Genomic DNA, 19860 nt, shown 5'->3' with positions numbered 1-19860 from the left:
ATATTAGCGGCTTAGGGTATAGGCGTCTACTGGGACGGTGTTGAAGTCATCGCAGCGACGAGCGCTTCTAGACTTTGATCAATACTAAAGCTTTCGCCGAGTGATTGACGTAAAAAGTCGTTAATAGCAGGCATCAAGGTAATTGCCTGATCCAATTCAGGATCGGAACCTTTTGTGTAAGCCCCGACAGCAATCAAGTCTCTATTCTGCTGATAGCGAGAATACAGTTGTTTTACTCGCATAGCACCTTGCATGTGAGCATCAGAAACAATATGAGGCATAGCACGGGAAATGGAAGCTTCTATATCAATCGCAGGGTAATGTCCCTCTTCCGCTAAACGACGAGACAGTACAATATGACCATCCAGAATCGCTCGAGAAGCATCTGCAATCGGATCTTGCTGATCATCCCCCTCTGTTAACACGGTATAGAAAGCCGTCACAGAGCCACCACCCTCTTTACCATTTCCAGCACGCTCCACCAGCCAGGGTAGTTTAGAAAAAACCGAAGGGGGATAACCTTTGGTTGCTGGCGGCTCACCTACTGACAAGGCTATTTCACGCTGTGCTTGCGCATAACGCGTCAAAGAATCCATCAATAATAGTACGTTTTTGCCTTGATCACGGTAATATTCCGCGATTCTCGACGTGAGAACCGCTGCGCGCAAACGCATTAAAGCGGAATCATCTGCAGGTGACGCCACCACAACAGAACGCGCTAAGCCCTCTTCACCAAGAATTTGCTCTATAAACTCTTTTACTTCTCGACCACGCTCGCCAATCAATCCAACGACGGTTATATCTGCTTCGGTAAAGCGTGTCATCATACCAAGTAGCATACTTTTACCCACACCACTGCCGGCAAATAAACCTAGACGCTGACCTTTACCCACCGTCAGTAGTGAATTAATCGCTTTAATACCAACATCTAACGGCTCACTGATTGGTTTTCTCTGCAGCGGGTTTATGATTTCCCCCTGCAAACTAATACTCTCGTCGGCAATAATGGGCCCTTTACCATCCAGCGGTCGGCCAAGACCATTGACGACACGCCCTAATAATCCTGGGCCTACCGGCATTTGGCTGTCTTCACGTAATGGACGCACACGCGCACCTGGAGAAATGCCATCGATCGCTTCCGTTGGCATCAAGTAGGTCAAATCTCCGGTAAAACCGACGACTTCAGACTCAACCCAACGATTTTTACCAATTTGGACCGCACACCGATCGCCCAAGGAAGCAGCGCATCCTACAGCCTCCATCGTCAGACCGACCATGCGTGTTACCTTACCTTCGATATCAATGGAATAATCTGGCAAAGACTGTTGCTGCAGCTTGCTTAATCGATCAAGGAGTGTCGTCATAAAAGTGCTTTATTGAGGCTTATCGAGAGAGTTTAAAACGTCTTTTAAACGAGATTCAACGGTACCGTCGACATAAAAGCTATTTGACTCAAGAACAAACCCTCCCTCAATCAGAGACGGATCTGTTTTTACTTTTATCGTGAGGCGTTGCTCCGCAGCCAGTGCTTCAATCGCTTCGACACAGCTTGGATGAACGGTTAGCGAGGCACGCCCCTCATGCTCACCTAACGTAGCCAGCACTTTACTTAATTCAGAGCGAATCATTTCCTCACTGTCTTCGCCTAACTCACGACGAACGACATGCTCGACGATACGCTTCGTGGCACTCTGTAACAGCTCTTCTAAACGTTCGCGGGTACTTTCTAGAGGTTGTTCGAATTCTTTTAGGACGTTATTGAGAAGCATTTCTAGCTCACCAACCTGCGACTGTGCAAGCTCAACACCTTGCGCTAACGCTTCCGCCTTACCTTCTTCTAGACCTTGTTCAAAACCCTGTTGATGACCTTCTTCTTGGCCTTTAGCTAAGCCTTCTTTATGACCCGCTTCTTGGCCCTCTTCTTGACCTTGCGCAAAACCTTCTTCATACGCCGCTAGGCGTATCTCTTCAAGTTGTTGTGCCGTTAATGGCTCATAGACCAGAGAGTCTTCATCAATCTCCTCTGTAATCTCAACCGCTTCTTCGTCAGACTTAATCGCAATACCTGAAGGCGTTTTACGCGGCGCTTCACCAGAACCTAAATTTGGTAATTCCCAGCGTTCATAAGCGGTCAGCTTTCTCTCGTTATCAGGCATTCACTAAACCATCTGCTCACCACCGCCACCAAGGACGATTTCACCGTTATCAGCCAAACGACGGGCAATCGCAAGAATCTCTTTCTGCGACACCTCCACTTCACTCACTCGCACAGGACCTTTGGCCTCTAAATCATCCTTAAGCATGTCCGCTGCACGAGATGACATGTTCTTGTAGACTTTTTCTTGCATGTCTGGATCCGCACCTTTTAGTGCCAAAATCAGTGTCTCAGACTCAACTTCACGTAAAATAGCTTGAATACCACGATCATCTACTTCAAGCAGATTATCAAAGACAAACATCAGATCCTGAATGCCGCTTGCTAAATCTTCATCAACATCCCGAATAGACTCCATCAATTCAGCCTCAACCGAGCTGTCAATAAAGTTCATAATATTAGCTGCTGTACGAATACCGCCAATCGAGGTGGATTTAGTAGAATTATTACCAGAGAACTGACGCTCAAGAATATTATTCAACTCCTGCAATGCCGCAGGTTGAACAGTTTCTAAAGAAGCGACTCGTAAAACGATATCCAATCGCACGCGTTCATCAAAGTTCGATAGGATGTCCGCTGCTTGATCTGGATCTAGATATGAAATAACAATGGCTTGAATTTGGGGGTGCTCATAGCGAATCACATCCGCAACAGCTCTTGATTCCATCCATTTAAGCGTATCTAACCCTGTGGTATTTCCACCTAATAGAATTCGGTCAACTAAACTGCCCGCTTTCTCTTCACCCAGAGCCTCTTTAAGCATATTTCGAATGTAGCCATCCGCGCCCAACCCAAGGCCAGTTTGATCGCCAACTAGAATCAAAAACTCATCAAGAACTGTTTCTACTTGATGTCGTTGAATATTCGCCAACTGAGCCATGGCTTGGCCAATACGCTGAACCTCTTTAGGCCCCATGTGTTTCAAGACCTGAGCCGCATCGGACTCCCCTAACGACATCAGCAAAACCGCCGCTTTATCCAGCGAGCTCATGTTCGCAGCATCTTGGTCACTCATACTAGCCTTCCATTACCCACTGTTTCACTACCTGCGCTACTCGTTCTGGCTCTTCGGCAATCAGACCGCGTATTGCGTTAAGTTGTCGCTCAATTTTCTCTGGTGATCCAGGTACGGAAACGTCTTCCGCACTGACTAGAGACACCTGATCATCAGAAATCTCATCCGTCTCATCGGCAAAAATAGCCGCCTCTGTATCTTCCGCCACCGCAATTTTGTTCTGGTCACCCAATGTTTTCAAAATTGGACGCACAACCATCAATAAAAGCAGTAAGATAAACACACCGACAAGTACGGGCTGTAATAACTCTAAGAACCAACTTTGCTTATAGAACGGAACCTCTTCCGGTGCTTCCGGCGGTTCTGGAACAGCAAACGGCGAGTTAATCACACTGACACTGTCACCGCGAGAAGGGTCGTAACCCACCGCATCACGCACTAAGAGCGTCAAACGACTCAACTCTTCATCGCTCCAAGGCGTTCTAATAACGGCAGAGGTATCTGGATCTAGCGACACAATATCATCAACAACCACCGCGACTGAAAGCCTTCGAACGGTGCCTTGTTGTCGCTTGGTGTAGCTAATACTTCGATCTAACTCAAAGTTTCGTGTTGTTTCTTCACGTGACTGACCATTTGCCCCATTTGCACCGCCGCCAATCGCAGCGCCATTTTCATCCGCGGCTTCGGGTATATTCACCGCACCGGGAGGCTGATTGGTTAACGAGCCAGGTACGCCATTATTACCACCGTTCGCAGATCGACGTTCACGTAAGGTTTGTTCACTGCGAAGTGCCAACAAGTCTGGGTTATATTGCTCGTCTGTTTGCTCTACCGCGGTAAAATCGATATCGGTAGAAACCTCTGCCTTGAACCTTCCACTTCCCACGACCGGCGACAAGATATTATTCACTCGTTGTAACATGACGTCTTCAACACGACGTGAGTATTCGAACTGCTTGCCCGCAACGGATAGTTCGGAATTAGTATCTTTCTCGGTCAACAAAGTACCGCGCTGATCCACGATCGTAACGTCTTGATCACTTAATTGGGAAATACTTGAAGCAACAAGATTTACAATGGCATCCACTTGACTACGGTCCAAACGACGACCGGGGTAAAGCTCAAGAAATACAGAAGCACTCGGCTTACGGGTATCTCGAACAAACACAGACTCTTTAGGGATAGCAAGGTGTACACGGGCAGATTTGACGCTTTGTAAACTGGTGATCGTTCGACTCAATTCACCTTCAAGTCCACGACGGTATCGCGTCGTTTCAACAAATTGCGAGGTGCCGAGGGATTGATCTTGGTCCATAATTTCAAGACCAACAATATTGTCTGACACAATGCCTGAGCCTGCCAGCTTGAGCCGTGCCTGATGATAAAACTCCGACTCAACCAATAATGCGCCAGTGTTTTCATCGAGCTTGAAAGGGATACTATTAATATTTAGGATTTCAACAATCTGATCGGCATTGTAGTCCGTAATACTACTGAGTACGGGCTTGTAATCTGGGCCAGACGTCCACAGTACAGCTGCCAGAGCGATAGCAATAGACGCAGCAAGACCGACCATCAACGAAAGCTGACGAATTACTGTCAGTTTGTTGAAGCCAGTCAATAACTCCATATAGAGCTTTTGCTCAGATCGATCTGCTGGGACATTATCCATTCAGTACTGCCGCGTCTAACCCACTGTTAAATGGGCATATTCATTATTTTCTCGTAGGCGTCTACCAGCTTGTTCCTGACCTGGGTCATCGCTTCAAAGGATACGCTCGATTTTTGCAAACCAATCATTACTTGAGGCAAGTCTACCCCTTCTTCGCCACGCTCATAGGCTTGAGCGAGTACTTTAGATTCTTTCTGTAATGAATTTACGTTATCGACAGCAGTTTTCAGCATATCGGAAAAGTCAGGACGCTCTACTCCTTGCGGGGCTTGTTGACCAACCTGCTGAATACCCGTTTGAATATTCGAGCTCGGAGATTGAATCTGACTTCGCAAGTCACGCATTTGAGAAAGCACCTGATTAATGTCAGGTCTGTCTGTCACCATTTTACTCGCACCCAAAAAATCATTAAGTCATAGTAGCTTAGCACACTGTCATTAAAAACTAGACTTTAATATCAATCAACTTCTATGCCACATTCTCGCATTTTTGCGATTTTGTAGCGCAGCGTTCGAGGGCTAATGCCCAACTTCTCCGCCACTTCTTTACGCTTGCCTTTAGCATCGACCAAGGCTTGCGCAATAATACGAAATTCGTGCTGCTGAACGCCACGCCCAAGTATCGATGCGGCTTCATTCGCATCTTCATCTTCTGGCTCTTCTACTTTTGGCGCGGAAACCATATCGAACACGATATGATCTTCGCTCACCCTGCCTTGACCACACAATATTAGAGCACGCTGAATAACATTCTCTAATTCACGTACGTTGCCAGGCCAACCATGAGATTCAAGCTTGCTTAACGCGGATGGCGCTAGAAAAGCGTCATCAATGCGCATCTTTTGTGCATGCTTTAACAATAAAGCTTCTGCCAGCGGTTGTATATCGCCTTTACGCTCGCGAATAGGAGACCATCGTAAAGGAAACACATTTAAACGGTAATATAAGTCTTCCCGAAAACCGCCTTCTCGAACATATTCAGCCAAATCACGGTTTGTTGTGGCAATAATTCTAACATCTAATTTAACCGCTTTTTTGCCCCCCAATCGCTCGACCTCGTGTTCTTGCAATACACGCAATAACTTTGCCTGCAGCCCGACATCCATTTCAGTCACTTCATCTAATAACAAAGTACCGCCATTGGCTTGTTCGAATTTACCCGCTTGAGAAGAAACAGCTCCCGTATAGGCCCCTTTCTCGTAACCAAAAAGCATGGCTTCGAGCATATTTTCAGGGATCGCAGCGCAATTAATAGCAATAAAAGGACGTCCATTGCGATCTGATACAGAATGAATGTACTGCGCTAAAACTTCTTTACCTGTGCCACTTTCACCACAAATTAAAACCGTTGAATCCGTTACCGCCACACGTTTTGCCAGCTCCAATAAAGCCACGCTGGTTGGATCTTTAGCGATCGGGGTATAGCTTTTAACTTTTGCGACACGAGACGTATGTTTAGCGATAATATCGAGCAGTTCATTTTCTTTGAAGGGTTTAAGCAAGTAGTCTACTGCGCCATTACGCATCGCCTCAACCGCATGGGCAATATCACCATAGGCGGTCATCAGCATCATCGGTAATTCAGAAAAATGCTCCATAACATGCTGAAGCAAACCGTAGCCATCCATTCCGGGCAAATTGACATCCGATACCACCATATCAAAGTTCTGACGCTTTAATGCCACAATGGCATCTTCAGAACTTTCCACCATAAAACATTTATAACCCGCCAGTAACAGCGTATCTTCTAATGCTTCAGCTAATCCTCGGTCATCTTCTACGACCAACAAACTCACTTCAGACATACTCACTCCCTAAAATTGGCAATGTGATGGTCGCCTTTGTGCCAACCTCAGGCTGACTCTCGATTGTAAAGGTACCATGATGGGCACGAATAATCGCTTTCACTACCATCAGCCCCAACCCAGTTCCATGTTGTTTTGTGGTAACAAAACCTTCTTGTACTTTATTGAGCTGTTCGTCGCTCATTCCTCGTCCGTGATCTTCAACCGTGATACGTAATACCTGCTCATGAGCCGTGACCCACAGGTCTATTTCTGCACCGCGCTCAGAAGCTTCGATACCATTGTTCACCAAATTCAGTATCGATCCAATCAATACCTCTTGATGACACTGTATTTGTCCAGTTGGCAAACCGTCAACATGAACATTAAGCACAGCATGATTCAGTTCTGTTTGTTCCTGCGCACGCTCTGATAGTTTATCAACCAATACTGTCAACGATAACTTTTCGTCTAATTTAATATCTGACTTTGAGAAAATTAGCATATCTCGAATTTGGCGCTCAATATTATTCAATCGGTCAGACAATTTTCCCGAAAAACGAACGCGCATATCCTCAGACAAAGATTCTTTCTGTAAGTGCCCAGCGTATAACATGGCGGAAGACAATGGCGTGCGTATTTGATGAGCCAACGCCGCCACCATTTTCCCCATGGTGGAAAGGCGTTCATGATGCGCCAATTGACGCTGCAGCGAATGAGTTTCGGTTAGGTCGACAAGAATAATCAATTGCCCAGGCACATCGCCCAGTGACGATGTTTCAACGCGAACACGCCGCCCAGTGACCATCGTAATTTCATGGCCGTCATCTTTTTGAGGCCGAAAGCTTTTAGGCACAATATCTGACCATACACCACCTAAAATAGTCTCACCAAATAACCGATCCACAATTGGATTAGTCATCACTACTCGACCTTCCGAGTTGAGTAGCATCACACCAACAGGCATGGACCAAAAAAGCTGCTGAAATTGCTTCAACAGCACTTTGTTTTTCGTCTCTTCTTCTTGTTTAGCGCACTCTGCCTGTTCCAGCTTTGCGGTTAACAAGCGAACTTCATTTTGCAGTTCTTCATAAGCGCTTTCTAAAGAACGTGAAGTCTCTTCAAATAGAGTGAATGCTTCTTTTAAACGGGCAATTTCTTCGTCCTTGTTCACTTAGAACTCCGACTTATCTATACGGTAACGACGCATCTTTTCAATCAATGTCGTACGTTGAATTTGCAGTAAGCTGGCCGCTTTAGAAACCACACCATTTGAAGACGTTAACGCATGACGAATCAACACCGACTCAAGATGTCGAATATAAACATTAAGATTCACAGCTTGCGTACGTGGCATGTTAGGAGACTCTGCCAAGCGATTTAAAATAGGCAAAATCTGTTCTTGGCGCCATGGGATAGGACAACACCATACAGTGCCTTCTGACACCACTTCTTCGTGTTCTTGCAGCCAAATAGAAGGTAAGGGTAAAGACAGCTTGGTCACATCAACCAAACTTCCGACGACAAAGAAATCAACAAGTTCATTCTGTTGCGGATCCATGACAATCTCAATACCGAGAAAATGTAGGATCGGCGCGACGGCTTGAGTCTCTTCTTGACTGACACCAATGATACAGGCTTTCATGATTCTCTATTAATGACTGTAATAACTCCAAACTTTAGCACAGTGTCACCAAAGAGGCATGCTGTCAGCTCAGTGAAATGACAATAATTTCTTTATAAGGCAATGGTTTAACTGCTGAGATTTTTGAACAGTAAATCAAATTCCGCCTCAGCTGTTTGTCTATCTTGATGCCAAGATAGGCTCCCCAATAACGGTGCAGATAGCATGTTATTCAACGTTGCCAGATTCTCTTCATAGCAACTCATATCTTCTTGTCCGCCATTTGCTACCCAACCTGCGATTTTCAAGCCATCACGACGAATCGCTTCCATGGTCAAGAACGCATGGTTTAAGCAACCTAATCGCATATTGACAACAACGATCACCGGCATGGCCAAACGCTTCGCTAAATCAGACAACAATTCACGATCGTTCACTGGTACACGCCAACCGCCCGCCCCTTCTACCAAGGCAAAATCATGGGGCGTTAATAAACTGCCTCGAACAAAGCCTTCTAAGCGAGTTACCGTGATGATTTTATTTTCTTTTGCGGCCGCGATATGTGGCGCAATAGCAGGTTCAAATACAACTGGGTTTACTTGTTCATAATGCAGTGACACCGAACTCGCCGCTTGAATTTTCATGGCATCATCATTTCGCAACTTACCGTCAATCATTTCCGCCCCAGCAGAAATGGGTTTTACCCCCATTGAGCGTAAATCTTGACGCGCCGCCGCCGCCAATAACCCCACACATACATGGGTTTTGCCTGCATCTGTATCGGTGCCGGTAATAAAGTACTGTTGCTTAGCCATGATCTACCTTTGTCAATTGAATAAACGCCACCTCATAAGACAATGGAATGCCAAGCTGAGTTTGCAGCTGCTTGTATTGTAATTCAAAGGCTTTCCACTTAGAGGGCGATATAACACTGGAGTCTTCCATTACAATCGAAGCTCCTACTTTTTTTAGTGAGTAAACGGCTTCTTTTACCGTAGGATAATGCACCGTCATGGTATGCTGTTGCGCTTTCTGGATAAAAAAACCAGCAGCTTTACAGTCGGCTAGAACCTTAGTCATGCTCGGGTAATGGTTATGATGCGAACGGCCGTCTACCCCCTGCCAAGCTTTACTAAGTTCAGGCATCGAGCCAGACACTAAAGTAGATACAAGAACTTGGCCTTGATCACTCAACACTCTAAACAGCTCACTAAAAAGCTGCGATGGCGTTAAACACCACTGAATTGCCAAGCTGGACATCACGCCATCAAAAACACTATTGGCAAAAGGCAAGGCTTCTGCATCTGCACACACGAATGCTGCACTGGGTACTCTTTGGCGTGCTTTGTGAATCATCGAGAAGGACAAATCCAGCCCGACCACCTGCTGACCTTTTAACACCGAAAGCGCTCGACCAGTCCCTGTGCCCAAATCAAGCCAACGTTGATCCATGACAGGGGAATACCACTCTACCAGTTGCGTAAAGACCTGCTCTTGGAACACCGCATATTGATCATAACTGTGCGCAGCTCGTGAGAAACTGCTCGCCACTTTTTGTTTGTAAACAATGTCTGAGTTAGTTATACGTGTTGTCATTAATGTACTGGGTTACCGTCGCCACAAACTGTGACGGGTCTTCTAAGAAAGGTTGATGGGCCTGATTTGGTAAAGCCAACACCGTTTGCTGGTAGTTCTTTGGCAGCCACTGAATCACTTTTTCTGTATCAACCAATGCATCTTGAGCACCAAACATATGTAAATTTGGTACATCCAGCAGTTCAATTTCGCGCCGCACATCTAATGTTTCCAGCAAAGCCAAACCACGAATTAATGCTTCTGGGTCGATCAACTCTTTAGGCTGCAGACTGGACAAGGTTTTGGTTAAACCTTTCACGTCTGAGGCCCCCTGAGTCTGTAAAGTAAGAAAGCGGCGAAAGCCTTTCTCTGGCGTTTGTTTCACTAGGTCGAAAAAGTGTGTGAACGTATCCGGCTCCATGCCAATTGGCCACTCATCGATAGCGGTAAAACACGGCGCACTTGCTACCGATATTACCCCTTTTACGCAACTAGAACGTCGCGCAGCAACATAGTTTGCAATCATCCCGCCTAACGACCATCCGATCCACCAACAAGGCTTTGGCGCAGCGCGGAGCAACTGCTCAGCAAGTGCATCGATATCGTAGTTTGGCCCGAAGCGATTACGTTTATGCCAATTTGGATCCACGGAAACACCCGGTAAATTAGCTAATACCACATAAAAATGCTTACTCAGCTTAGTCGCCGTTTCATGAAAAACTTCTTTTGGCATAGCCCATCCAGGCACCAAAAAAATTGCGGGAAGGTTAGGGTCACCAAAGGTTTCGGTTTCAATCGGAGTTCGCATTTTTAATCACTCAGACACATCGTTAAAGATGGCATCTAGGGTATCACACAAATGCACGACTTCCCCATGAGTGTGTTCAGCACTCAACGTAATACGAAGCCTAGCAGTATTTGGTGGAACGGTCGGAGGTCGAATCGCTTTACACAAAATTCCTGCCTCTGCCAACGCAGCACTGATGTGCAGTGCATCATCACTTTGACCAATTAACATAGGCTGAATAGCGCTATCCGATGGCATCATCGGATACGGCCATGCTGCTGATCGCTGTCGTAACAGCTGAATATGATTCGCTAGCTGCTCTCTACGCTGCTGACCTTCATCCGATCGAATCAGCTCTAGACTGGCTAAAACCGTTGCCGCAATCGCAGGCGACATCGCTGTAGTGTAGATGTAGGGGCGCGCAAATTGGGTTAAATAATCGGCCATATCTTGAGAGCAAGCAACAAAAGCTCCGGCAACACCAAATGCTTTACCAAACGTCCCCATTAAAAACGGTACATCTTCAGCACCTAAGCCATCTAAATCTATTGCACCTTTACCTTCATGCCCCATACAACCTAAACCATGAGCGTCATCTACCACCAACAACCATTCATGCTCGCGAGCAAGTGAGGCCAATGACGCGAGCGGCGCTCTATCACCGTCCATACTGAAAATACCATCTGTTGCCAGCACACCCGGCTGATCAAGAGATTGAAGGTGTTTTTGAGCACTGCTCACATCGTTATGTAAATAACGTTTAAAGGTTGCACCGCTGAGTCGAGCACCATCAATGAGCGACGCATGATTCAACTTATCCATCAAGACAGGGTGTCGTTTGCTCGCAAGCGCAGAAATAACCGCGAGGTTTGCCATGTAGCCGGTACTAAATAGCAACACACGCTCATACCCTAACCAACCTGATAATGCTTGCTCTAAGCGCTCATGTATATCCAAATGACCGCAGACAAGATGAGAAGCACCACTGCCGACACCATATTGGTGTGCGGCGTCGGATAAGGTTTGTTTTAAATGAGGATGATTGGCTAAACCTAGATAGTCATTTGAGCAAAACGATAAATAACGTCGATCGCCTTGCCTCATCCACGTGGTTTGCGGACTCGAAACAACTTGTGTAGAGCGAAATAAGTGCTGCTCTCGGCGCTCATCGAGCGCCTCGAGCATCCAAGCTGGTGTTTTAAACGGTGGCATCGTAGAAAAACTTGGCTTCGTTTTGTGCTTTAGCCTGAGCCGCAATCGCTTCCGTTACCGCTTCATCAGACACATCGTGACGTCGTTCAGGTTGAATGCCCAACTTCTCGAATAACATACGATCTTTGTCTGCTTCAGGGTTGCCAGTTGTCAGCAGCTTTTCGCCGTAGAAAATAGAGTTAGCGCCCGCCATAAAACACAAGGCTTGAGTTTGTTCACTCATACCTTGACGACCTGCAGATAAACGCACGTGAGACGTTGGCATAATAATACGCGCTACAGCGATGGTTCGAATAAATTCAAATTCATCTAAATCATCAACATTTTCTAGCGGCGTCCCTTCTACTTTTACCAGCATATTAATTGGCACACTTTCTGGATGCGGTGTCATCAAAGCCAATTGACGTAATAAGCCCACACGATCTTTTTGCTCTTCTCCCAACCCCATAATACCGCCACAACACAGCTTCACACCGGTATCACGAACATTAGATAACGTATCCAACCGCTCTTGATACGATCGCGTAGTGATAATACTGTCGTAAAACTCAGGAGAGGTATCTAAGTTGTGGTTATAATAATCTAGGCCTACATCAGCTAACTGCTTCGCTTGCGCTTTATTCAGCGTCCCTAGCGTCACGCACGACTCTAGGCCCAGTTGTTTAACGCCTTTGATCATCTCTAACACATAAGGGAAGTCTTTTTCTGAAGGATGCTTCCACGCCGCGCCCATACAGAAACGCGTCGCACCTTCCTTCTTTGCAAGTGTCGCTTCTTCCAACACTTTCTGCACTTCCATTAACTTTTCTTTTTCCAATTCGGTATTGTAATGGCCACTTTGCGGACAGTATTTACAGTCTTCTGGACACGCGCCGGTTTTGATGGACAATAGAGTACTGACTTGCACTTCATTGGGTGCAAAGTTTGCACGGTGAACGGTTTGCGCATGGAAGAGCAAATCCATAAAAGGCATATCAAACAATGCTTGAACTTCTTGGCTAGTCCAGTCGTATCGAGGTTGAGTCGAAATATTCACCGCTATGGCTCCATCATTTTATTGTTGCAAGGAACGCAATACTAATGAACCACCCCCATCTGTCAACTACATTGATAAATAAGGTTTACAAGAGGCTATTTTTAAATCAATGCTATGTTTGTGGCTTCAAGCAAGAAGGTTGCCTCTGCTCCAGCTGCACTACTTTTTTAAAACGAAACGACCACTGCTGTGATCGTTGCGCAAGCCCCACTCTGTCTCCTTTAGCACTATGTGGAGAATGCCAAAAAGAACCCCCCAGTTTCTCAAAAGCCATCGCGCCTTTTGAATACGAAGGTCTCTGTCGCGCTCTGATCACTAAGGCAAAATTTGAAAACCAACCCCACCTACTGCGCCCTTTAATTAGTCAGCTTGCGGATCACATATTGCAACAGAACCAGCCTATTCCTAAACTCTGGAGTCATGTACCAACCGCCACCAGTTCACTAATTGAACGTGGTTTTTGTCAAACCGAGTTTATGAGCCAACTGTTATTGAAACATTTGCGCCACTATCATCCCGATCTTAAAATCGAGCTAATAACAATAGAGCGAATAAAAGCAAACCAAGCGCAACACACACTAGCAAAACGTGAGCGTCATAAACTCACCTATAAGCACTTTTATGTGCCACAGACACCTTACGAACCTGTTTTACTGATCGACGATGTCATCACGACAGGCAGTACTGTCAAAGCTTGTGCCGAAGCTCTAACACTATCCGGAGCGCCAAATGTGACAGTCTGGGCATTAGCAAGAACGCCATAACAGTGAGCGCCATAGATATAGCGCCCCCTATAAAATTTCGATAGTATGCCGTTCAATTTGTTCACTCGTTGTATAGGCCAAACACCATGAACCAAGAAGAGCACCAGCATCTAACTGAGTTAGATAAACAACTGTTGTGGCACCCATACACCTCTATGAGCCACCCAACTCCCCATTACTTAGTAGAAAGCGCATCTGGCTGCGAATTCCATTTGGCCGATGGCCGCAGTCTAATTGACGGCATGTCTTCTTGGTGGAGCGTCATTCACGGTTACAATCATCCACAGATTAATCAAGCCTTACACCAACAAGTGGATCGGTTCTCACACGTTATGTTTGGCGGCCTTACTCACAAACCAGCGATTGAACTCGGGCAAAAGCTGGTGGCAATGACACCTGAATCATTAACACGGGTTTTCTTTTCCGATTCAGGCTCAGTCTCAGTTGAAGTCGCACTTAAAATGGCGATTCAATACTGGCACACACAAGGTCACCCCAATAAACAGCATTTTGCGACCCCTCGTTCTGGATATCATGGTGATACCTTTGCTGCTATGTCCGTCTGCGATCCAGTGAATGGTATGCACAGCATGTTCAACCAAGCACTGACGCCGCAATGTTTTGTCTCCCCGCCGCCAACGGGAATCGATACGCCACTTGATAAAAAATACTTACATGAAATTCGTGAGTTATTTGCTGAACAACAAGAGCATTTAGCGGGATTCATCATCGAACCTGTCGTTCAAAATGCCGGCGGTATGCGTTTTTACAACCCCGCCTATCTTGATGAAATCAGAGCACTGTGCGACGAGTTTAACATTTTGTTGATCTTTGATGAGATAGCGACGGGCTTTGGTCGAACAGGCAAACTGTTCGCGACAGAGCATACCAATATCGAGCCTGACATCATGTGTCTTGGCAAAGCACTCACTGGTGGCTACATCACGCTTGCAGCGACACTTACCAATGATAAAGTCGCTCTAGGAATCAGTGACCAAGATGGCGTATTTATGCACGGTCCGACCTTTATGGGGAATGCACTAGCCTGTGCGGCAGCCAATGCAAGTTTAGACCTAGTGAACAGTTATCATATCGAGGACAAAGTCCACCAAATTCAAGTATGGCTAGAAAGTGCGTTAAGCCCCTGTTTAGATTTAGAGATGGTGACCGATGTTCGATGTCTTGGCGCTATCGGTGTCGTAGAACTGTCACACCCCGTAGATCTCCACAAAATTCAGCCACTGTTTGTCGAGCAAGGCGTTTGGGTTCGTCCCTTTGGCAAACTTATCTACCTAATGCCTCCTTATGTTATTACTCAAGAGCAAGTCACTAAGCTGGGCCGCGCAATTCAGACAGTGATACAACAACATTTTTAATCCATCAGACAGACATAAAAAAACGAGCCATTGGCTCGTTTTTTTCGCATATCTAACGTTACTGCTTCATGCGCTCAGCTAAGTTACCTTGCTCGTAAGCTTCTTCTTCAATATGAGCAATATTCGAAACAATATTTTCCGCCCGCTCGATACTTTCAATGCTCAGCTGATCCACTTCCATCATTTGTTGACTGAGTGAACTGGCCACATCCGCTTGCTCTGCGGTCGCAGAATTAATCTGAGCCGTTGTCTCCACAATATGATGAATCGCTGCTTCTATGGCGTTCATACTTTCAGCAACCTCATTCACACCTTGAACACCTTCATCAGCAACCGTCGCGCCTTTCACAATAGCCTCAAGGACAGCTTGAGTATTGCGTTTTAACTCTTCCGTTGTCGAGTGGATACTTTGAGTAGCATCTTGCGTTCGAATGGCAAGTGCTCGTACCTCATCCGCTACCACAGCAAAACCACGACCCGCTTCACCAGCTCGCGCTGACTCAATGGCAGCATTCAACGCCAACAAGTTAGTTTGCTCCGCGATGTCACTGATCGACTTAACCAAACCGTTAATAAGATCGCTTTGTTTCGCTAAATCTTCTACTACATCTTTTGCAGAATTTACTTCAGCGTATACTTTCTGCATGGTTTCACCAGTATGCTTGGCCATCGCTCGGCTAGCTTTCGCTTTATCTTCCACCGACGCTGTATCTTCGGCAGCAATGCGAACATGGTCTGCAATTTGATTCACACTGGCTTGAAGTTGTGTACTCGCCGACACCACCGTTTGGAAACTTTCACGCTGCTTATTAAAGTTTATTAAGTTAGATGTGACACTCTCTTTAGCATGCTCCGCTCGCTGCTGTAGCTGTTTCGAGCCCTCAACCAAACGATGTCTAAATGTAAATGCAGCGGCATTTTTATGTAACTGAGAAAAACTGAGTGCCACATTGGGGCCAACCGCTTTAAAGTACAAATACTGACCGATTGGGTTGTGTGCTTCTGGAGGCAGCTTGGCAATCGTTGAACGCAAAGAGTGGCGCTGAGTTAGATTAAGTGACGCTCCAACAACCGCTAAAATGGGCGATAGAATTTGCCACCATAACCAGGGTGAAAACAGTCCCATGATACCGAACACAACAAAAAATATTGCGTTTAACCATGTTTGACGCCACATCCATCCTTTAAAACGAGGCATACCTGGAACAGGGTGCTTACCCGCATTGACCCGCTCATACACCATTTGTGCATGGGCTTTTTGATCGTTGGTCACTTTTTGACGAACCGACTCGTAGCCAACCACCTTACCGTTATCAATAAGCGGGCTAACGTGCGCACTTACCCAGTAGTGGTCACCACTTTTACAGCGGTTTTTTACAATCCCCATCCAGCTTCTACCGGCTTTTAAGTTTTCCCACATATCGGCAAACACAGCAGGCGGAACATCAGGATGACGAATCAGGTTGTGCGGTTGACCGACTAGCTCTTCACGCTCGTAACCAGCCACCTTACAGAAATCATCGTTTACGAAGGTAATACGACCCTTAGTATCCGTACTGGAAACTAAAGTATAGTTGGCAGGAAAATCATTTTCCCTGTTTGTAACAGACATCTTTCGCATAACTTCTCTCGATAAATATATCTAATCACTGACACAACCATAAGATTTACATACCGTTTTAGCAACTAAAAGGCATCACTTTTTGCACTATTCATCCGCAAAATCACGGTAGGCATCCGGTGCCAAATCTTCAAAACGCGTGAATTTGCCAATGAAGGCCAAGCGACAAGTACCGATTGGACCATTACGCTGCTTACCAATGATAATTTCGGCAATACCTTTATGCGGCGTGTCTTCATGATAAACCTCATCACGATAAACAAATGAGATGACGTCCGCATCCTGCTCAATCGCACCTGATTCACGCAAATCCGAGTTGACTGGGCGCTTATTTGGACGCTGCTCCAAACTTCGGTTAAGCTGCGAAAGCGCAATAACAGGACACTCCATTTCTTTCGCAATGGCTTTTAATGATCGCGAAATTTCTGAGATCTCATTGGTTCGACCCTCACTGTAGCCAGGAATTTGCATCAACTGCAGATAGTCGATCATGATCATTGCCACACCACCATGCTCGCGTGCAATACGACGCACACGTGAGCGCATTTCTGTTGGGCTAATCCCCGCGGTATCATCGATGAAGAGCTTACGATCTTTTAGCATTTTCACCGCTGACATAAGTTTATCCCAATCCTCTTGAACCAATTGTCCAGAACGCATTCGAGTTTGGTCTATTCGCCCCAAAGACGACAGCATACGCATCATCAACTGCTCAGCCGGCATCTCTAAACTAAACACAACCACTGGAATCTCACTGATCATGGTCGCATTTTCGACCAAGTTCATGGCGAATGTTGTTTTACCCATCGATGGACGGCCTGCAACGATAATCAGATCCGAAGGCTGTAACCCCGATGTCATCGCATCAAGATCAGTAAAGCCCGTACTCAAACCGGTGATCGAGCCCTCTTGATGGTACAACTCATCAATTTTATCTACGGTCTTACTGAGAATGTCGGCAACGATACGAGGGCCGCCTTTCTTATCTCCACCTTCTGCAAGCTGAAAGATTTGACGTTCGGCATCTTCCAGCACTTCCGCAGCCGTCATGCCTTCTGGCTGATAAGCTCGGCTATTGATGTCATTGGTGGTTGAAATAAGCCGACGCAATATGGAGCGCTCACGCACAATCTCAGCGTAAGAAGCAATATTAGAGGCACTAGGCGTCCCTTCTACAACCTCTATAAGATAGGTCACGCCGCCAATGTCTTCCAACTCTCCACGCTTATCAAGCCTTTCACTGATGGTAACCACATCGGCAGGTTCGGAGTCATCCGCAAGACGAGCAATCACAGCAAAAATTGCACGATGTTCTGGACGGTAAAAATCATCCGCCATCACCAGCTCAGATACTTTTTCCCAAGCTTCCGGGTCAAGCATTAAACCACCAATAACAGAGCGCTCTGCCTCTATCGAATAAGGTGGTAGTTTAATAGAGGAGACTTCTGAATCTTCAAACTGCACGTAACACTCTCTCGCAAATTGGATTGAAAAAAGGCATCAAAGCTTACCATTAAGCCTACTAAACATCAGCTAACGATCATGCTTAGGAAAGAAAAAAGACAGGCATAAAAAAAGGCATCCCACTTACGTGAAATGCCTTTCTTTGAAGCTATAATTCCGAAGGATTATAGAGCTACAACGTCTAGAGTAACTGTAGCAGTTACTTCAGAGTGTACCTGAACGTCGATCTCGTAAGAGCCTACGTTACGTAGAGCACCTTCTGGAAGACGTACTTCAGATTTAGATACTTCAGAACCCGCAGCAACAATCGCTTCAGCGATGTCACGAGTACCGATAGAACCAAATAGTTTACCTTCGTCACCAGCGTTAGCTGTGATAGTGAAAGTTTTGCCATTTAGTGTCTCAGCACGTGCTTCTGCAGAAGCTTTACGCTCAGCAGCTTGAGCTTCAAGCTCAGCACGACGCTCTTCAAAAGTAGCCAAGTTAGCTTTGTTAGCCATCACAGCTTTTTTGTTTGGAATCAAAAAGTTACGCGCGAAACCTGGTTTAACAGTAACAACGTCACCGATACCGCCTAGTTTGCCGACTTTGTCGAGTAGAATCACATTCATCTCGATCACCTCTAAAATAAAATATCTAGCTTTTAATTGACGTCAGAAGGTTTTGATTGCATTCGTCCACGAATGTCTACAAAGCTATCGACCACCGCAAGGAAGATCAAAATATTCGCAAAATAAACACTCAGTACCAAAATACCAATCAGATAAAAAACAACCAGTCCAACAATCCCAATTTTTTTCAATGCCAGAATACCGTGAACCAATGCAAGACCAGGAATCACTAATGCTGGAACAGCCGCTCGAGATAAAATCTCAAAACCGCCACCTAGGCTTTCACCAACCAACACCATTGCTCCTAATACCAGAGCAATAATAAGAGGGAGTCTAAATTCATGAAACTCCTTCTTTAGCCCACCTGGGTTGTACAAGCGCGATTGCCACCGGCGTGCTAAAAATAGCGCACCTACAGCAATATAAGCTTGAACCACTGACATGGCGATCACCGCTTGACGAACAATCATTTCCTTAGAAGGTATGTCTGTTTCGCCCTCATTGCTTAATACTTGTTGAATCAGTTCTGCAACTATATCCAACAAATTTGCCATGAGTAGTGGCTGAACCAAAGACGATATAGCGGCAAGTAAACTCGCCCCTAGCATCACCCAAGCCCAAGATACTTTTTCTCTTAGCACGAAAGCCAAAATAAAGGTATCGATCAACACCATGAGTGCTGTTGCATCACCTTGAATACCCCACAGCACAAGTGCTGGTAGGCCACCCCAAGCAATAACAGGTATTCCGTCCTTTACACCTTTTCGAAGTACTACCAGTCCAAGGACCGCAGCGCTCAGCCAAAACATCATTGGGATGATGCTACATAACGCTACCACAAGGATAGCATTCATGCGTTTTTTCATTACCCAGTTAGCTAAACCGCCCATGAGATACTTCTTATATCACCTATTAATTAAAGTGACCGTCAGTGTATGGAAGCAAAGCAATGTAGCGAGCGCGTTTGATAGCAGTCGCTAGCTGACGCTGGTAACGTGCACGTGTGCCAGTAATACGGCTAGGTACAATTTTACCAGTTTCAGTGATGTAACCTTTTAGAGTTTCTAGATCTTTGTAATCGATCTCTTTAACGCCTTCTGCAGTGAAACGGCAGAATTTACGACGACGGAAAAAACGAGCCATAATGTATCTCCTAATTAAT

At 45.8% G+C, this 19860-nt stretch carries 20 protein-coding genes; 2 read left to right on the top strand and 18 right to left on the bottom strand.

From position 1 onward, the window contains the following. Positions 1-26: 26 nt before the first annotated feature. From fliI to bioB, 13 genes are all read right to left on the bottom strand, one after another. Positions 27-1364 carry a flagellar protein export ATPase FliI gene (gene fliI, locus ACPUEK_RS06915; RefSeq protein ID WP_067030801.1) on the bottom strand — a complete coding sequence of 446 codons (1338 nt, stop codon included), beginning with the start codon at positions 1362-1364 and terminating at the stop codon, positions 27-29. 9 nt (positions 1365-1373) lie between these two features. Then, positions 1374-2156 (bottom strand): FliH/SctL family protein, encoded by a 783-nt coding sequence (locus ACPUEK_RS06910; RefSeq protein ID WP_067222601.1) that lies wholly within the window; start codon positions 2154-2156, stop codon positions 1374-1376. A gap of 3 nt (positions 2157-2159) precedes the next feature. After that, positions 2160-3170, bottom strand: coding sequence for a flagellar motor switch protein FliG (fliG, locus tag ACPUEK_RS06905; protein ID WP_067030808.1), 1011 nt, complete (start codon positions 3168-3170; stop codon positions 2160-2162). Position 3171: 1 nt separating this feature from the next. Then, positions 3172-4845 carry a flagellar basal-body MS-ring/collar protein FliF gene (fliF, locus tag ACPUEK_RS06900; RefSeq protein WP_425642769.1) on the bottom strand — a complete coding sequence of 558 codons (1674 nt, stop codon included), beginning with the start codon at positions 4843-4845 and terminating at the stop codon, positions 3172-3174. 26 nt (positions 4846-4871) lie between these two features. Further along, the gene (gene fliE / locus ACPUEK_RS06895) at positions 4872-5231 is read right to left on the bottom strand and encodes a flagellar hook-basal body complex protein FliE (protein ID WP_067222607.1); all 360 of its coding nucleotides are present in this window, start codon (positions 5229-5231) and stop codon (positions 4872-4874) included. A gap of 71 nt (positions 5232-5302) precedes the next feature. Further along, on the bottom strand, positions 5303-6649 hold the full coding sequence (locus ACPUEK_RS06890; protein WP_425642768.1) for a sigma-54-dependent transcriptional regulator: 1347 nt from the start codon (positions 6647-6649) through the stop codon (positions 5303-5305). Continuing rightward, positions 6642-7802, bottom strand: coding sequence for a sensor histidine kinase (locus tag ACPUEK_RS06885; RefSeq protein ID WP_425642767.1), 1161 nt, complete (start codon positions 7800-7802; stop codon positions 6642-6644). Before ACPUEK_RS06885 ends, ACPUEK_RS06890 begins: the two co-directional genes overlap by 8 nt. Further along, on the bottom strand, positions 7803-8273 hold the full coding sequence (locus tag ACPUEK_RS06880; RefSeq protein WP_067222617.1) for a helix-turn-helix domain-containing protein: 471 nt from the start codon (positions 8271-8273) through the stop codon (positions 7803-7805). 107 nt (positions 8274-8380) lie between these two features. After that, on the bottom strand, positions 8381-9067 hold the full coding sequence (bioD, locus tag ACPUEK_RS06875) for a dethiobiotin synthase (protein WP_067222619.1): 687 nt from the start codon (positions 9065-9067) through the stop codon (positions 8381-8383). Further along, positions 9060-9848 carry a malonyl-ACP O-methyltransferase BioC gene (gene bioC, locus ACPUEK_RS06870; protein WP_425642766.1) on the bottom strand — a complete coding sequence of 263 codons (789 nt, stop codon included), beginning with the start codon at positions 9846-9848 and terminating at the stop codon, positions 9060-9062. Before bioC ends, bioD begins: the two co-directional genes overlap by 8 nt. Next, entirely contained in the window at positions 9829-10635 is an 807-nt protein-coding gene (locus ACPUEK_RS06865) for an alpha/beta fold hydrolase (protein WP_425642765.1), read from the bottom strand. The genes bioC and ACPUEK_RS06865 overlap by 20 nt, the downstream gene beginning before the upstream one ends. 6 nt (positions 10636-10641) lie before the next feature. After that, on the bottom strand, positions 10642-11826 hold the full coding sequence (bioF, locus tag ACPUEK_RS06860; RefSeq protein ID WP_425642764.1) for an 8-amino-7-oxononanoate synthase: 1185 nt from the start codon (positions 11824-11826) through the stop codon (positions 10642-10644). Further along, positions 11813-12799, bottom strand: coding sequence for a biotin synthase BioB (gene bioB, locus ACPUEK_RS06855; protein WP_067031439.1), 987 nt, complete (start codon positions 12797-12799; stop codon positions 11813-11815). The genes bioF and bioB overlap by 14 nt, the downstream gene beginning before the upstream one ends. A 446-nt stretch (positions 12800-13245) precedes the next feature. On the opposite strand from bioB, the gene ACPUEK_RS06850 reads away from it, so the two are divergent. Both ACPUEK_RS06850 and bioA read left to right on the top strand, forming a co-directional pair. Then, on the top strand, positions 13246-13626 hold the full coding sequence (locus tag ACPUEK_RS06850; protein WP_425642763.1) for a ComF family protein: 381 nt from the start codon (positions 13246-13248) through the stop codon (positions 13624-13626). An 86-nt stretch (positions 13627-13712) separates the two neighbouring features. Then, complete coding sequence (gene bioA / locus ACPUEK_RS06845; RefSeq protein WP_425642762.1) at positions 13713-15002, top strand: adenosylmethionine--8-amino-7-oxononanoate transaminase; 1290 nt, start codon at positions 13713-13715, stop codon at positions 15000-15002. Positions 15003-15060: 58 nt separating this feature from the next. On the opposite strand, the gene ACPUEK_RS06840 is transcribed toward bioA, so the two are convergent. The 5 genes from ACPUEK_RS06840 to rpsR all read right to left on the bottom strand — a co-directional run bounded on the left by ACPUEK_RS06840 (position 15061) and on the right by rpsR (position 19841). Continuing rightward, entirely contained in the window at positions 15061-16614 is a 1554-nt protein-coding gene (locus ACPUEK_RS06840) for a methyl-accepting chemotaxis protein (RefSeq protein ID WP_425642761.1), read from the bottom strand. 96 nt (positions 16615-16710) lie between these two features. Further along, a complete protein-coding gene (dnaB, locus tag ACPUEK_RS06835) occupies positions 16711-18087 on the bottom strand; it encodes a replicative DNA helicase (protein WP_067222639.1) in 1377 nt (458 codons plus the stop codon). Positions 18088-18251: 164 nt separating this feature from the next. Next, complete coding sequence (gene rplI / locus ACPUEK_RS06830) at positions 18252-18698, bottom strand: 50S ribosomal protein L9 (protein ID WP_067030847.1); 447 nt, start codon at positions 18696-18698, stop codon at positions 18252-18254. 32 nt (positions 18699-18730) lie between these two features. Beyond that, a complete protein-coding gene (locus ACPUEK_RS06825) occupies positions 18731-19588 on the bottom strand; it encodes a hypothetical protein (protein ID WP_067222643.1) in 858 nt (285 codons plus the stop codon). A gap of 22 nt (positions 19589-19610) precedes the next feature. After that, positions 19611-19841 carry a 30S ribosomal protein S18 gene (rpsR, locus tag ACPUEK_RS06820; protein ID WP_067030853.1) on the bottom strand — a complete coding sequence of 77 codons (231 nt, stop codon included), beginning with the start codon at positions 19839-19841 and terminating at the stop codon, positions 19611-19613. Positions 19842-19860 lie beyond the last annotated feature (19 nt).

This window comes from Marinomonas gallaica (assembly GCF_049821165.1).
Taxonomy (GTDB): domain Bacteria; phylum Pseudomonadota; class Gammaproteobacteria; order Pseudomonadales; family Marinomonadaceae; genus Marinomonas; species Marinomonas gallaica.
Note: the sequence above shows the minus strand (reverse complement) of the source record. Positions and strands in the feature narration are given on the sequence as shown.

Coding starts and splice junctions, on each gene's coding strand:
- fliI (WP_067030801.1), bottom strand. CDS start 1,364: ATGACGACACTCCTTGATCGATTAAGCAAGCTGCAGCAACAGTCTTTG.
- ACPUEK_RS06910 (WP_067222601.1), bottom strand. CDS start 2,156: ATGCCTGATAACGAGAGAAAGCTGACCGCTTATGAACGCTGGGAATTA.
- fliG (WP_067030808.1), bottom strand. CDS start 3,170: ATGAGTGACCAAGATGCTGCGAACATGAGCTCGCTGGATAAAGCGGCG.
- fliF (WP_425642769.1), bottom strand. CDS start 4,845: ATGGATAATGTCCCAGCAGATCGATCTGAGCAAAAGCTCTATATGGAG.
- fliE (WP_067222607.1), bottom strand. CDS start 5,231: ATGGTGACAGACAGACCTGACATTAATCAGGTGCTTTCTCAAATGCGT.
- ACPUEK_RS06890 (WP_425642768.1), bottom strand. CDS start 6,649: ATGTCTGAAGTGAGTTTGTTGGTCGTAGAAGATGACCGAGGATTAGCT.
- ACPUEK_RS06880 (WP_067222617.1), bottom strand. CDS start 8,273: ATGAAAGCCTGTATCATTGGTGTCAGTCAAGAAGAGACTCAAGCCGTC.
- bioD (WP_067222619.1), bottom strand. CDS start 9,067: ATGGCTAAGCAACAGTACTTTATTACCGGCACCGATACAGATGCAGGC.
- bioC (WP_425642766.1), bottom strand. CDS start 9,848: ATGACAACACGTATAACTAACTCAGACATTGTTTACAAACAAAAAGTG.
- ACPUEK_RS06865 (WP_425642765.1), bottom strand. CDS start 10,635: ATGCGAACTCCGATTGAAACCGAAACCTTTGGTGACCCTAACCTTCCC.
- bioF (WP_425642764.1), bottom strand. CDS start 11,826: ATGCCACCGTTTAAAACACCAGCTTGGATGCTCGAGGCGCTCGATGAG.
- bioB (WP_067031439.1), bottom strand. CDS start 12,799: ATGCCTTTTATGGATTTGCTCTTCCATGCGCAAACCGTTCACCGTGCA.
- bioA (WP_425642762.1), top strand. CDS start 13,713: ATGAACCAAGAAGAGCACCAGCATCTAACTGAGTTAGATAAACAACTG.
- ACPUEK_RS06840 (WP_425642761.1), bottom strand. CDS start 16,614: ATGTCTGTTACAAACAGGGAAAATGATTTTCCTGCCAACTATACTTTA.
- rplI (WP_067030847.1), bottom strand. CDS start 18,698: ATGAATGTGATTCTACTCGACAAAGTCGGCAAACTAGGCGGTATCGGT.
- ACPUEK_RS06825 (WP_067222643.1), bottom strand. CDS start 19,588: ATGGGCGGTTTAGCTAACTGGGTAATGAAAAAACGCATGAATGCTATC.
- rpsR (WP_067030853.1), bottom strand. CDS start 19,841: ATGGCTCGTTTTTTCCGTCGTCGTAAATTCTGCCGTTTCACTGCAGAA.